10 protein-coding genes and 2 pseudogenes are annotated in these 12695 nt (G+C 73.9%); 6 read left to right on the top strand and 6 right to left on the bottom strand.

Translation table 11 applies throughout. The features are described 5' to 3' along the window. Positions 1-191: 191 nt before the first annotated feature. Positions 192-671: pseudogene (locus ABT112_RS17195) on the bottom strand (GNAT family N-acetyltransferase); the annotation flags it as partial. 433 nt (positions 672-1104) lie between these two features. After that, complete coding sequence (locus ABT112_RS17190; RefSeq protein WP_351510335.1) at positions 1105-2199, bottom strand: LacI family DNA-binding transcriptional regulator; 1095 nt, start codon at positions 2197-2199, stop codon at positions 1105-1107. Positions 2200-2410: 211 nt separating this feature from the next. Here ABT112_RS17190 and ABT112_RS17185 point away from each other — a divergent pair, with 211 nt between their 5' ends. The 6 genes from ABT112_RS17185 (at position 2411) to ABT112_RS17160 (ending at position 7992) form a co-directional block, all read left to right on the top strand. Next, the gene (locus ABT112_RS17185) at positions 2411-3535 is read left to right on the top strand and encodes a Gfo/Idh/MocA family protein (RefSeq protein ID WP_351510334.1); all 1125 of its coding nucleotides are present in this window, start codon (positions 2411-2413) and stop codon (positions 3533-3535) included. Positions 3536-3953: 418 nt separating this feature from the next. Further along, positions 3954-5108, top strand: coding sequence for a dihydrodipicolinate synthase family protein (locus ABT112_RS17180; protein ID WP_351510332.1), 1155 nt, complete (start codon positions 3954-3956; stop codon positions 5106-5108). A 117-nt stretch (positions 5109-5225) separates the two neighbouring features. Then, a complete protein-coding gene (locus tag ABT112_RS17175) occupies positions 5226-6056 on the top strand; it encodes a sugar phosphate isomerase/epimerase family protein (protein WP_351510330.1) in 831 nt (276 codons plus the stop codon). Positions 6057-6249: 193 nt separating this feature from the next. Then, positions 6250-6570, top strand: a complete 321-nt coding sequence (locus tag ABT112_RS17170) for a DMT family transporter (protein WP_351510327.1) — start codon at positions 6250-6252, stop codon at positions 6568-6570. Next, positions 6570-7154: a TetR/AcrR family transcriptional regulator gene (locus tag ABT112_RS17165; RefSeq protein ID WP_351510325.1), complete on the top strand. Its 585-nt coding sequence runs from the start codon at positions 6570-6572 to the stop codon at positions 7152-7154. The genes ABT112_RS17170 and ABT112_RS17165 overlap by 1 nt, the downstream gene beginning before the upstream one ends. A gap of 415 nt (positions 7155-7569) precedes the next feature. After that, positions 7570-7992, top strand: coding sequence for a hypothetical protein (locus tag ABT112_RS17160; RefSeq protein ID WP_351510323.1), 423 nt, complete (start codon positions 7570-7572; stop codon positions 7990-7992). Positions 7993-8253: 261 nt separating this feature from the next. Here the strand turns inward: ABT112_RS17160 and ABT112_RS17155 are convergent, their stop codons facing one another. The 4 genes and pseudogenes from ABT112_RS17155 to ABT112_RS17140 all read right to left on the bottom strand — a co-directional run bounded on the left by ABT112_RS17155 (position 8254) and on the right by ABT112_RS17140 (position 12553). Further along, on the bottom strand, positions 8254-8580 hold the full coding sequence (locus ABT112_RS17155) for a DUF937 domain-containing protein (RefSeq protein WP_351510321.1): 327 nt from the start codon (positions 8578-8580) through the stop codon (positions 8254-8256). Positions 8581-9043: 463 nt separating this feature from the next. Continuing rightward, positions 9044-9439, bottom strand: a complete 396-nt coding sequence (gene rbsD / locus ABT112_RS17150) for a D-ribose pyranase (RefSeq protein WP_351510319.1) — start codon at positions 9437-9439, stop codon at positions 9044-9046. After that, the gene (locus ABT112_RS17145) at positions 9436-10494 is read right to left on the bottom strand and encodes a ribokinase (protein WP_351510317.1); all 1059 of its coding nucleotides are present in this window, start codon (positions 10492-10494) and stop codon (positions 9436-9438) included. Before ABT112_RS17145 ends, rbsD begins: the two co-directional genes overlap by 4 nt. Before the next feature lie 77 nt (positions 10495-10571). After that, positions 10572-12553 (bottom strand): annotated as a pseudogene (locus tag ABT112_RS17140) (ABC transporter permease/substrate-binding protein). Positions 12554-12695: the final 142 nt, after the last annotated feature.

The following is a 12695-nucleotide window of genomic DNA, read 5'->3' as shown; positions in this document are numbered from 1 at the left end:
CACGGCTGCTCCAGGTGGGCGGGGACGGGAACGGCGGGCGGGCGGCCGGGCCACGGCCGCACGGGTCAACCCTGCCGGGCCCCCGCGCCCGGCGCATCCCCGCCGCGCGCAGGAGTGCGGAACGGTGCGCGGCCGGGGGAGGGGAGGGACGCCGGGCGTCCGCCGGGACCCTGCGGACCGCAGCGAGCGGACTACAGCGTCAGCCGCCAGTCCTGGCCCACGAGGTCGGCGCCGTAGCTGTGGTGGGGTTCCTCGGCGACGAGGGCGAAGCCGGCCCGGAGGTAGAGCGTCCGGGCCGCGGCCAGGACGTCGTTGGTCCAGAGCACCAGCTCGCGGTAGCCCGCCTCGCGGGCGAACCGGACGCAGGCGGCGACGAGCCGTTCGCCGAGCCCGTGCCCCCGCGCCGACGGGTCGACGAGCAGCAGCCGCAGCCGGGCGGTCCCCGGTGCCGCGTCCCGGACGCACATCACGGAGCCCACCGGGCGGCCGTCCAGTTCGGCGATCCACACGCGTTCCAGCAGCGGGTCGTGGTCCTCGGCGAAGTCCGCGACGATCCGGGCGACCAGGCCCTCGAACGCCGAGTTCCAGCCGTACTCGGCGGCGTAGAGGGCGCCGTGCCGCTGCACGATCCAGCCGAGGTCACCCGGTTCGGGCCCGCGCAGCACGGCCTGCGGGGAGGCGCCGTCGCCGGGGGTGTCGGCGCCGGGGGTGCCGTGCGGGGGCGTGGGCTTCATGGGGGCTCCGTAGCGCGCCGGGACCGGCCGGGGATGTCCCCCCGGGGCCGGTCGGGGGTGTCCCCCTGGCCTCACGCTAGTACGGGCAGGGCCGCGGGCCCGCGTTCCGGACCGGCTTGCGTCCCGGCCTGGCCTGGCCCGCGTCCCGGTCAGGCCAGCGGTGCCGGTTCAGGCTCGCGTCCCGGTCGGGCTCGCTTCCCAGCACAGTCCCGCACCCCGGTCAGGCCAGCGGTCCCGGTTCAGGCCCGCGGATCCGGTTCAGGCTCGCGCCCCGGTCGGGCCCAGCGGATCCGGTCCGGCCGCCCGTCATCCGTCGTGCCGGTGCGATCCGGAGCGCCGCCGCGCGGTCGCTCAGCGGCGGTCGGCTCGCTCAGCCGCGGTCCGGCGGGGGCGCCGTGGACGCGCGGGCCATCAGATCGGCGCGGACCGTGGCCACGCCGCCCGGCGGCGGCTCCTCGCGGCCGATCGCCAGCCTCCCCGCCCGCGCCCCGGCCTCGTGCAGCGGCAGGCGCACCGTCGTGAGCGCGGGCACCGCGTCCGCGCTGAACGGCAGATCGTCGAACCCCGCGACCGAGACGTCCTGGGGGATGCGCAGGTCCTGGTCGCGCAGCGCGGCGCAGGCACCCAGCGCGATGGTGTCGTTGGCCGCCACGACCGCGGTCAGGTCCGGCTGTCTTCGCAGGAGTTCGAGCGTGGCGTCGTAGCCGGAGGCGCGGTCGTACGGGCCGTGGACGGTCAGCCGGTCCGCGCCCTCCGCGAGACCCGCGGCGCTGAGTGCGGCGCGGTGCCCCTCCAGCCGGTGCCGGGTGGTGCTGAGGTCCGCGGGCCCGGCGACGTAGCCGATGCGGCGGTGGCCGAGGGCCAGCAGGTGTTCGGTCAGCCGCCGGGCGCCGCCGCGGTTGTCGAAGGCGAGGGTGACGGCGGTGTCCGGCCCGGCCGGTGCGGGGCCGGCGCCGGGGAACCGCTCCGGCAGCGGCGGGCGGCCGCAGAGGACGATCCGGGTGCCGTTGGCGGCGAGCCGGCCGAGCTTCGCGGCGACGGCCGCGAGGTGGTCCGGCCGTTCGGCGGCCCCGCCGGTGATCACCACCGCGGCGGCGCGCTGGCGCTGGAGCAGGGTCAGATAGGTGAGTTCGCGCTCCGGGGAGCCGCCCGTGTTGCACACCACGGCCAGCTTCTCCGGGTCGCCCGGTCCGTGGAGTCCGCCGCCGATCTCGGACTGGGCGGCCCCGGCGATGATGCCGAAGAACGGGTCGGCGATGTCGTTGACGAGGATGCCGACGAGGTGCGAGGTGGCGCCGGCCAGGGAACTGGCGGGCCCGTTCAGCACGTAGTCGAGCTCGTCCACGGCGCGCAGCACCCGGGACCGCGTGGCGTCGGCGACCGGGTAGTTGCCGCTGAGCACCCGCGAGACCGTGGCCGAGGAGACCTTCGCGCGGGACGCCACATCCGCCAGGGTCACTGCCATCGCTGCTGCCTCCGGTTCACCGTTCCGTGTACCGGCCCGAGTCAGGGCCTCACTGAGGGTAAACGGTTCTTCCGTGGGGGACCTATTGAACGGTGCGGTCCGAGCCGTTAGCCTCCGGGCGGGGAAAGCGCTTTCCGCCGCTTGTTGTGGGGGTGTTGTGGGGCTCACCGTGGGGAGGGGCGGCGCGGGCCGGCGGACGGTGCGCATCGCCATGAACGGCGTGACCGGCCGGATGGGCCACCGCCAGCACCTCGTACGCTCCCTCCTCGCCCTCCGGGAGCAGGGCGGCCTCGACCTGGGTGACGGCACCGTGCTGTGGCCCGAACCGATCCTGGTGGGCCGCAGGTCACAGGCGTTGCAGGCGCTTACCGAGGCCTACGGGCTGGAGCACTGGTCCACCGACCTCGACACGGTGCTCGGCGACCCGGCGACCGACGTCTACTTCGACGCCCAGGTGACCTCCGCACGCGAGGCCGCGGTGCGCAAGGCCATCGCCGCCGGAGTCCACGTCTACTGCGAGAAGCCGACGGCCACGTCCCTGGCGGGGGCCGTGGAACTCGCGCGGCTCGCGCGGGCCGCGGGGATCCGGCACGGCGTCGTCCAGGACAAGCTGTTCCTCCCCGGTCTGCGGAAGCTGCGGCGGCTGGTCGACGGCGGCTTCTTCGGCCGGATCCTGTCGGTGCGCGGGGAGTTCGGCTACTGGGTCTTCGAGGGCGACTGGCAGCCGGCCCAGCGCCCGTCCTGGAACTACCGGGCCGAGGCGGGCGGCGGCATCGTGGCGGACATGTACCCGCACTGGGAGTACGTGCTGCGCGAGCTGTTCGGGCCGGTGCGCACCGTGCAGGCGCACGCCGTCACCCACGTACCGCACCGCTGGGACGAGCGGGGTCTGGCCTACGACGCGACGGCCGACGACGCCGCGTACGGCATCCTCGGGCTCGACGGCGGCGCGGTGGCGCAGATCAACTCCTCCTGGCAGGTCCGGGTGCACCGCGATGAGCTCGTCGAGTTCCAGGTGGACGGCACCGAGGGCTCGGCGGTCGCCGGGCTGCGCGGCTGCCGGGTCCAGCACCGGTCGGTGACGCCGCGCCCGGTCTGGGACCCGGACGGCCCGCCCGCCGACCGGTTCCGCGACCAGTGGCAGGAGGTCCCGGACAACGGGGACTTCGGCAACGCGTTCAAGGCGCAGTGGGAGCTGTTCCTCCGGCATGTGGCGCTGGGGGAACCGTGGAGCGCCGATCTGCTGGCGGGCGCCCGCGGGGTGCAGCTCGCGGAACTGGCGCTGCGCTCCTCCGCACAGGGGCGGCGGCTGGACGTACCGGAGCTGACGCTGTGACGGGCGGCCGTACGGCGCTCGACGCCGGGGGCTGCCGTGCTGCGTTCGGCGCCGGGGGTTGCCGTACTGCGTTCGGAGTTGGGGGCGGCGGTACTGCGTTCGGAGCCGAGGTCGGGCGAATCGCATGCGATACCGCGGGCGGGGGCCGTCGTTGCTGCTTACTCGGTGCACGGGGCGGCCGGTGCCCGCGCCGGGGCATCCCGCTGCTGGACGGCACCGAGGGCTCGTCGGTCGCCGGGCTACGCGGCTGCCGGGTCCAGCAGTGGTGCCCGCGCCGGGGCATCCCGTGCGGCGGTGTTCCGCGTGGCGGAGCTCCGGCGGGTGGCGTTCCGCGCGGCGGTGTTCTGCGCGGCGGTGTTCCGGTGGGTGGCGTTCCGCGGGGCGGCGTTCTCAGCGGCGGCGTTCCGGAGGGGGCGCGGTGATCCGGCTGCCCGAGGCCGGAGGCGGGCTGCGGAAGCACGTCCCGCGGCGGGACTGCGCGCTGCCCGGCCCGGGACGGCCGCCGGTCTCGCGCCGACTCCTGGCGGCCGCCCACGTCGTGGCCGACCCGTTCGCGGACACCACGCCCGACGGGCCCGCCGCCCTCGACTGGGACGCCACCCTCGCGTTCCGCCGTCATCTCTGGTCGCACGGCCTCGGGGTGGCCGAGGCCATGGACACCGCGCAGCGCGGCGCGGGACTGGACTGGGCCGCCGCGGCCGAGCTGATCCGGCGCTCCGCCGCCGAGGCGCGGGCCGCCGGCGGCCGGATCGTGTGCGGCGCCGGGACCGACCAGCTGAGCGGCGGCGGGCACGCCCCCGCCGCCGTGCGCGCCGCCTACGAGGAGCAGCTCGCGGTGGTGGAGGACGCCGGGGCGCAGGCCGTGCTGCTGGCGTCCCGGGCACTGGCCGCCGGCGCCCGCGGACCGGAGGACTATCTCGACGTCTACGGCGCACTGTTGCGACAGGTCTCCCGGCCCGTCGTCCTGCACTGGCTGGGCCCGGCGTTCGACCCGGCGCTCACCGGCTACTGGGGCAGCGACGATCTCGACACAGCCGCGGAGACCCTGCTCGGCCTCGTCCACGCCCACCCGGACCGGGTCGAGGGCATCAAGATCTCGCTGCTCGACGCGGATCGCGAGGCGGCCCTCCGCCGCCGGCTGCCCGACGGGGTGCGCTGCTACACCGGGGACGACTTCCACTACCCCCGCCTCATCGAGGGCGACGGGCAGGTGTTCAGCCATGCGCTGCTCGGCGTCCTCGACCCGCTCGGCCCGTTCGCCGCCGAGGCCGTGCGCCGGCTCGACACCGGTGACACCGCCGGGTTCCGCGCCCTGCTCGGCCCGACCGTCGCACTGGCCCGGCACCTTTTCCGGCCGCCCACCCGCCACTACCGGACCGGGATCGTCCTGCTCGCCTGGCTCGCCGGGCACCAGCGGCACTTCACCATGGTCGGCGGCGCCCAGTCGGCCCGCTCCCTGCCCCACCTCGCCCGCGCGTACGAACTGGCCGACGGGCTCGGCCTGTTCCCCGACCCCGCCCTCGCCGAGGCCCGGATGCGGGCGCTGCTCCGGGTGCACGGGGTGGACGGATGACGGGCGCACGGAAGACGGCGCACGAGGTGGACGGATGACGGGAGGACGGGTGACGGGCGTACGAGATGGACGGGGTGGGCGGATGACCGGCCCCGACCGCCCCGCCGGGAGCGGAGGATGACCGGCCTCGACCGGCTCAGCCTCAACCAGGAGACACTCCGGCAGTGGTCCCTCCCCGAGCTCGCGCGGGGATGCGCCGCGGCGGGCGTCCCCGGCGTCGGCCTGTGGCGGGCGCCGGTCCGCGCGTACGGAGTGGCGCGCACGGCCCGGTTGCTGCGGGCGGCCGGGTTGGCCGTCTCCAGCCTGTGCCGCGGCGGCTTCCTGACCGCCGTCGAACCGGCGGCCCGCGCCGAGGCCCTGGACGACAACCGCGCGGCCGTCGACGAGGCCGCCGCCCTCGGCACCGGCACGCTCGTCCTGGTCTCCGGCGGCCTGCCACCCGGCAGCCGGGACCTGGCCGGGGCACGGGAGCGCGTCGCCGACGCGCTCGGGGAGCTGGCGCCGTACGCCGCCGAGCGGGCGGTGCGGCTGGCGGTCGAACCGCTGCACCCGATGTACGCCGCCGACCGCTGTGTCGTCTCGACGCTCACCCAGGCCCTCGACCTCGCCGAACGCTTCCCGGCCGACCGGGTGGGCGTGGTGGTGGACACCTACCACCTGTGGTGGGACGACACTGTGGCCACGCAGATCGCCCGCGCCGGGGCCGGCGGCCGGATCGCCGCATTCCAACTGGCCGACTGGGTCACGCCACTGCCGGAGGGCACGCTGCTCGGCCGCGGCCTGCTGGGGGAGGGCTGTGTGGACCTGCGGTGGTTCCGCGAACGGGTCGACGCGGCGGGCTACCGCGGACCGATCGAGATCGAGATCTTCCACCCGGAACTCTGGGCCCGGGACGGGGCGGAGGCGCTGACGGAGATCGTGGCGGGGTACCGGGCGCATGTGCTGTAGACGAGGTGTTCGGTCCTGACCGGGGGCCGCGGTCCGGTCCTGACCTGCGGCGACCGTGGCCCGATCCTGACTGGTGGCCGTAGGGGACGCCTGGTGGGTCTCCCCGGTGGTGCCGCACGGCCGAGGCCCCGTCCGTGCAGGTGTTCCTCCAAGTTGCGTACGCCCGTACACAACGATGCGTACACTCGTACACATGGGATACGGGATGCTGGCCGCGGCCATTGCGGCGGAGGTGGCCGGGACGACGGCCATGAAGTACAGCGAGGGGTTCAGTAAGCTGTGGCCGTCCATCGGCACGGTGGCCGGGTATCTGCTCGCCTTCGCGCTGTTCGCCCAGACTCTGAAGGTGATGCAGGTCGGTGCCGCGTACGCGATCTGGGCCGGGGTGGGGACCGCGGCTGTCGCCGCGATCGGGATGCTCTTCCTGGATGAGTCGGCCGGGCCGGCCAAGCTCGCCGGGATCGCCTTCGTGATCGTCGGTGTCGTGCTGCTCAGTCTCGGGGGTGCGCACTGATGGCGGCGGCGCGGAGGTACGACCCCGAGCGGCGTCAGCGGATCATCGACGCGGCGATCCGGGTGGTGGGCCGGGCCGGAATCGCGGGGCTCAGCCATCGCAGCGTCGCGGCCGAGGCGGATGTGCCGCTCGGCTCCACCACCTATCACTTCAAGACCCTCGACGACCTCCTGGTGGCGGCGCTGCGGCAGACCAATGAGGGTTTCGCCAAGGTCGTGCGCGAACACCGCGACTGCCTCGCCGACCCCGGCTGCGACCTCGCCGCCGAACTGGCCCGGATGAACGGCGACTGGCTGGGCAGCGACCGCGCCGGCGTGGAGCTGGAGTACGAGCTCTACCTCGCCGCGCTGCGCCGGCCCGCCCTGCGCGCCGTGGCCGCCGAGTGGTGCGGGGAGGTCACCGAGCTGATCGCCCGGCGCACCGACCCGCGCACCGCACGCGCCCTGGTCGCACTGCTCGACGGGATCTGTCTGCAAGTGCTGCTGACGGGTGCGGAGTACGACGAGGAGTACGCGCGGGATGCGCTCGACCGGGTGATCGGCGCGAGCGGCCAGGGCCTGATCCGAACGACGGACCCCGGCTAGGTGTCGGCTGGGTGTGCTGTCCCGGGCGTTGGTGACGCGCGAGCCGGGTTCTCTTGTCCGGATCCCGCCCGACCGGCGCCACCCGCACCTTCCGGCGGAGTCGTGGAGCCCGCGCCCACCACGCGTCAGCCGGCTCTCAAGCCTGACCACACCCATCCTGAACAGCCGAAACGGCCCGTCGAACACCCGGCGGACCGTCATGCGATGCCGAGGTGACGCGCGCCCTGCGTAGTTCGAACTACGTGGTTTGGGTGATGTGTTCGGCCGTTGTCCTTCGAAAGAGTGTCGGCGTTCTGGGAGGCGGGGTGAATCCGGGGCTCTCGTGGTGTGACGGCGGAGCCGGAGATTTCACGTTTCCCGCGGAGACCGATTGCACATGGCGAGACTTCCCCAACCAGCTTTGTGGAGACGAATCATGCGCTTGCGTACCCTGTCTGTCACCGTCGGGCTCATGGCCGCGACGGTCGCGGGAGGAGCGGCTCCGGCCGCTGCCGGCCCCTTGGTCAGCACGGTCAATCTGGAGGCCGGTGCCGGTCTCCATCGCAGTTCCGCGACGGTGAACTACGAGCGCGTCGACGGCGCGGTGAACTCGGTCAAGATCCTCTCGCTGGAGGCCTTCTCCGGGCAGCGTGACTGCGTCTGGGTGGAGTGGAACGACCCGGAGAGCGCGAACGGCTGGAGCGCCCTCAACTCCGAGCCTCCGTGTTACGGCATGAGCATGGGGGAGGGGCTCAACCGGATCATCAAGGCGCCCAAGGGGTATCAGCTCAAGGTACGCCTGGCCGGTTACCACGACGGCGGGATGGTCGTGATGCACAAGGACATCGCGAAGCTCTAGGGGCGCCGTCCCGGTACGCGTGCTGATACGCGTGCCGGGTCCCTGAGCGGTTGAGGGCCTTCTGGGTCCGGCGGGGATTGCGACATCCGTCGCCGGAGTGAGGAGGCCCTCGTGTTCCTCCGTCCTGCTGCGCTGCCCCTGACCCCCCTGACCCGCAGGGTGCGGCCGTGCCCGGTGCGCCGTGGACGAGGGTCGGCCGCTGTGTCGGGCGGCCGAACGCGCCCAGGCCAGTCACGAGCCGGCTCCCCCGATCCGGGGAGCTCAGCCCCGGTGCGTGCTCGGTGAGGGGCTTCCGCGTCGTTTGGCTATCACCGACAGCACCACGGGAAGCAGCAGTTCCAGTGCCCGGGTGACGGAGGCGAGCGGCAGGCCGGTCTGCCGGGAGACGGTCTCCGCGGTGGGCTCGGTGAGCCGGCCGAGGACTCCGGCCAGCGTGCCGTCGCCCAGCGTGCTCGGCAGAGCGGCGACGGTGGTGCCGACCACCGTGCGGGCCCCCTCGGCATCCGTGCCGAGCTCGCCCGCGAGCTCCTGGATCCGGTCGTCACCCAGCTCGGCCAGCACTTCCCGTTGAAGTGATTCGTCGCTCATGCGTCAAACGCTACGACTCGCGGCACATGTCGGCACGTCGGGTAACGGATGGATAACTGCCGGAAATCGTGCAACCCTTCCGGCCCCCTGTGGGTCGTAGTCAGCATCAGGCCCTCTGTCGGGGGGAGCCCGGGGGGGATCCGGAAGGGCCTGGGGGCGGGGGACCACGAGGGGGCCCGGTTGCGACCGGGCCCCCTCGATGAGGTCACACGCCTGCCGACCGGAAGCCGGGCCGCCGCACCGCGGGCCGCCGTCGTGGACCGGAGTCGGCAGCGAACCGGAGTCGGCACGAACCGGAATCAGCAGTGAACCGGAATCAGCGGCGGGCCTGACACCGGCAAGGACCCCGAGCACACCGCGGCCCCGGACGGCCCGCGGACCGGAATGGCACGGGGGCCGGAATGGCACGCCTGCCGGAACACCCCGCGGCCGGAAACAGCCCCCGGATCAGAACACCCCCCGATCAGAACGGCACGCCGCAGCGCAGCAGCACGTTCGCGTACGGCCGGGACTCGCCCGTACGGACCACCAGCCGGGCCCCGCGGGTGCGGGCCTTGAACTCCTCGTGCGGCACCAGTTCCAGTCCCGGGGCCGGGAAGAAGCCGTCGAGCAGCGCGGACACCTCCGGATTGGCCTGCCGCACCTCGGCGGCCGCGGTCGCCGCCTCCACCACCAGCTCGTCGAGCAGCCCCTCCAGCACCGCGGCGAACGACGGCACCCCGGCCCGGAAGGCCAGGTCGACCACGACCGGGCCCTCGGGGATCGGCAGCCCGGCGTCGCAGACCGCCACCAGATCCGTGTGCCCCAGCAGGGCCAGCGCCCCGCTGAGATGGCGGTTGAGTATTCCGGCCTTCTTCACCGGCGCTCGCCTCCCGCCGGGCCGGATACGTCGTCCGGGTGCCCGGAGGGCTCGCAGGTGCCGCCCTCCGCGAGCGCCCGGACCACCTCCGCCACCTCGGACTCGGTGGGGAACGACTCCTGTGCCCCCGGCCGGGTGACGGCCGCCGCACCGACCCGTACGGCGAACCGCACGGCCGCCTCCAGGTCGTCGCCCGCCCCGAGCCGCCAGGCGAGCGCGCCGGTGAAGGCGTCGCCGGCGCCGGTGGTGTCCACCGGGTCGACGGAGAGGCTGGGCACCCGCACGGTGCCCTCCGGCCGGGCGACGAGCGCGCCCTCCGGGCCGAGGGTCACCACGACCGAGCGCGGGCCGCGGTCCAGCAGCGCCGCCGCCCAGTCTTCTGGAGTGGAGGCCTCGGGAGTGGAGGCCTCGGGAGTGGAGGCCTCGGGAGTGGAAGCCTCGGATGCCGACCCCTCGCCCGCCGCCGCGTGGCCCCGCAGCAGGAAGCGCGCCTCGTGCTCGTTGACCACCAGCGGGTCGCAGGCGGCCAGGACGTCGCCGGGCACCGGGGCGGGCGGCGACGGGTTGAGCACCACACGGGTGCCCGCCTCCGCCGCGGCGCGGACCGCCGCCGCGACCGTGGCCGGCGGGATCTCCAGCTGGAGGGAGACCACCCGGGCGGCGGCGAGCAGCTCACCGGCGTCCCGCACGTCGTCGGGGGTGAGCCGGGCGTTGGCCCCGGGGGAGACGACGATGCTGTTGTCGCCGGACGGGTCCACGGTGATGAGCGCGACCCCGGTCGGCGCGTCACCGGTCAGGACCCCGGCCGTGTCGACACCGGCCGACTCCAGCGAGCCGAGCAGCAGCCGGCCGTGCGGGTCGTCGCCGACCCGGGCCAGGAGCGCCGTACGGGCGCCGAGCCGGGCGGCGGCGACCGCCTGGTTGGCGCCCTTGCCGCCCGCGTGGACGGCCAGGTCCGAGCCGAGAACGGTCTCTCCCGGCTCCGGGCGGCGGTCGACCCCGACCACCAGATCGGCGTTGGCCGATCCCACGACCAGCAGGTCGCAGCCGTGCATCCGTTGTCCTTCTTTCTTCCGCCGGTGCTGCAGGACGTCCCCCGCGGGACGCGTTCCCGTCCCGCGGGGGTGAGGGGTCAGGAGAAGTCGGAGACGTTCTTCTCGGTGACGATCTTGACCGGCACCTTGACCGTACCGGCCACCTTCTTGCCCTGGGCGAGCTTGACGGCGTTGCGCACGGCCAGCTTGCCGAGTTCCTTCGGCTGCTGCGCGACGGTCGCGGCCAGCGTGCCGCCCTTGACCGCCTTCAGGCCGTCCGGCGTGCCGTCGAAGCCCACGACCTTCACGCTCTTGCCCGCCTTGCCGCCCAGCGCCTTGATCGCGCCGAGCGCCATCTCGTCGTTCTCCGCGAAGACTCCGGCGACCTTGGAGTGGGACTGGAGCAGGTTGGTCATGACGTCCAGGCCCTTGGCCCGGTCGAAGTCGGCCGGCTGCTTCGCCGCCACCTTGATGCCCGGGAACTTCTTGATGCCCTCCAGGAAGCCCTTGCCGCGCTCCCGGGAGGCCGAGGTGCCCGCGGTGCCCTGGAGGACGACGATCGTCCCCTTGCCGCCCAGCTGGTCGGCCAGCTGCTTGGCGGCGAGCCGGCCGCCGGCGACATTGTCGGAGGCGACGGTGGTGGCGATGTCGGCCTTGTTCACCCCGCGGTCGGCGGCCACCACCGGGATGTCGGCGTTGTTCGCGGCCTTCACGGACGGGCCCGCGGCGTCGGAGTCCACCGGGTTCACGATGATCGACTTCACGTTCTGGCTGGTGAAGTTCATCAGCTGGTTGGCCTGCTGGGAGGCGTCGTTCTGCGCGTCGGTGACATTGAGCTCGACGTCCGAGGACTTGGCCTCCGCCTGCGCGCCCTCCTTCAGCTGCACGAAGAAGGGGTTGTTGAGGGTGGAGACCGACAGGCCGACCTTGGTGCCGCCCGAGCCGCCGGAGGCGGGGTTGCAGGCGGTGGCCGTGAGGGCGAGCGCGGCGACGGCGGCGACGGTGAGGGACTTCCTGGTACCCATGGCGGCTTCCTTGCAGGGAGGGGGCGGGGGACTTTGAGTGGGGGAGATCAGGCGCCGCGGCGGCGCAGGGTGTCGAGGAGCACCGCCAGCGCGATGACGACACCGATGACCACCTGCTGCCAGAACGCGGACACCGACAGCAGGTTGAGACCGTTGCGGAGGACGGCGAGGATCAGCGCCCCGATGAACGTGCCGGAGGCCTTGCCGACACCGCCGGACAGGCTGGCGCCGCCGATGACGACCGCCGCGATCGCGTCCAGCTCGTAGCCGTACGCCGCCTGGGGCTGGGCGGAGGCCAGCCGGGACGCCAGCACGATGCCGGCCACGGCCGCGAAGCCGCCGGAGAGCGCGTAGATGACGAGCTTCTGCCGCTTGACCCGGATCCCGGAGAGCCGGGCGGCCTCCTCGTTGCCGCCGATCGCGTACATCGAACGGCCGATGTAGGTGCGGACCAGGATGACGGCGGTCAGCACGCCCATGACGATCATCACGAGCACCGGCACCGGCAGCCAGCCGCCGAGCGTCTCGCCGATCGCGGCCACCGGGTCCGGGAACGCGATGGGGCTGCCCTGCGAGATGACCAGGGCCAGACCGCGGCCGATCGACAGCATCGCCAGGGTGGCGATGAACGGCGGCAGCTTCCCGAAGGAGATCAGCGCGCCGTTGACCAGGCCGCAGGCGATGCCGGTGCCGACGGCCAGCAGCACGGCCGGCACCACCGGAACGCCCTGCTGCGTGGACGTCCAGGCCAGCACGGTGGCCGAGAGGGCGGCCACCGAGCCCACGGACAGGTCGATGCCCGCCGACACGATGACGAAGGTGACGCCGAAGGCCAGGATGGCGGTGACCGCGGCCTGCACGCCGACGTTGAGGAGGTTCTGGGTCGTCAGGAAGTCGCCGGACAGCAGCGACATCGCGACCACGAGGACCACCAGGGCGCTGAGCGCGCCGTTGTCCAGCAGCACCCGGCGGAGCACCGCCGTCGCACCGCCGTCCTTGCGCTTCAGGCCCGTGCCCGGGCCGTTGTCGCTGCCTCGAAGTGTCTCAGTGGCCACGGGATCCCTCCATGTCGTGCGAGTCGTCGTGCGGTGTGTGGTGCCGGTCGGCGGCGGTCGGGCCGGAAGCCTCCGGGTCCGCGGGGGCGGACGCGTCCGGACCGGGCGGGGACGGTTCGTCGTCCCGGGCGGAGGTGTCCGG

Source organism: Streptomyces sp. NPDC002055, assembly GCF_040296705.1.
In the GTDB taxonomy this organism is placed as follows: domain Bacteria; phylum Actinomycetota; class Actinomycetes; order Streptomycetales; family Streptomycetaceae; genus Streptomyces.
The sequence above is the reverse complement of the archived record's forward strand: the minus strand, read 5'-3'. Positions and strand labels throughout refer to the sequence as shown.

Bases quoted from the DNA above. Each gene is read 5' to 3' on its own strand.
- ABT112_RS17190 (WP_351510335.1), bottom strand. From the start codon at position 2,199: ATGGCAGTGACCCTGGCGGATGTGGCGTCCCGCGCGAAGGTCTCCTCG.
- ABT112_RS17185 (WP_351510334.1), top strand. From the start codon at position 2,411: ATGAACGGCGTGACCGGCCGGATGGGCCACCGCCAGCACCTCGTACGC.
- ABT112_RS17175 (WP_351510330.1), top strand. From the start codon at position 5,226: ATGACCGGCCTCGACCGGCTCAGCCTCAACCAGGAGACACTCCGGCAG.
- ABT112_RS17170 (WP_351510327.1), top strand. From the start codon at position 6,250: ATGGGATACGGGATGCTGGCCGCGGCCATTGCGGCGGAGGTGGCCGGG.
- ABT112_RS17165 (WP_351510325.1), top strand. From the start codon at position 6,570: ATGGCGGCGGCGCGGAGGTACGACCCCGAGCGGCGTCAGCGGATCATC.
- ABT112_RS17160 (WP_351510323.1), top strand. From the start codon at position 7,570: ATGCGCTTGCGTACCCTGTCTGTCACCGTCGGGCTCATGGCCGCGACG.
- ABT112_RS17155 (WP_351510321.1), bottom strand. From the start codon at position 8,580: ATGAGCGACGAATCACTTCAACGGGAAGTGCTGGCCGAGCTGGGTGAC.
- ABT112_RS17145 (WP_351510317.1), bottom strand. From the start codon at position 10,494: ATGCACGGCTGCGACCTGCTGGTCGTGGGATCGGCCAACGCCGATCTG.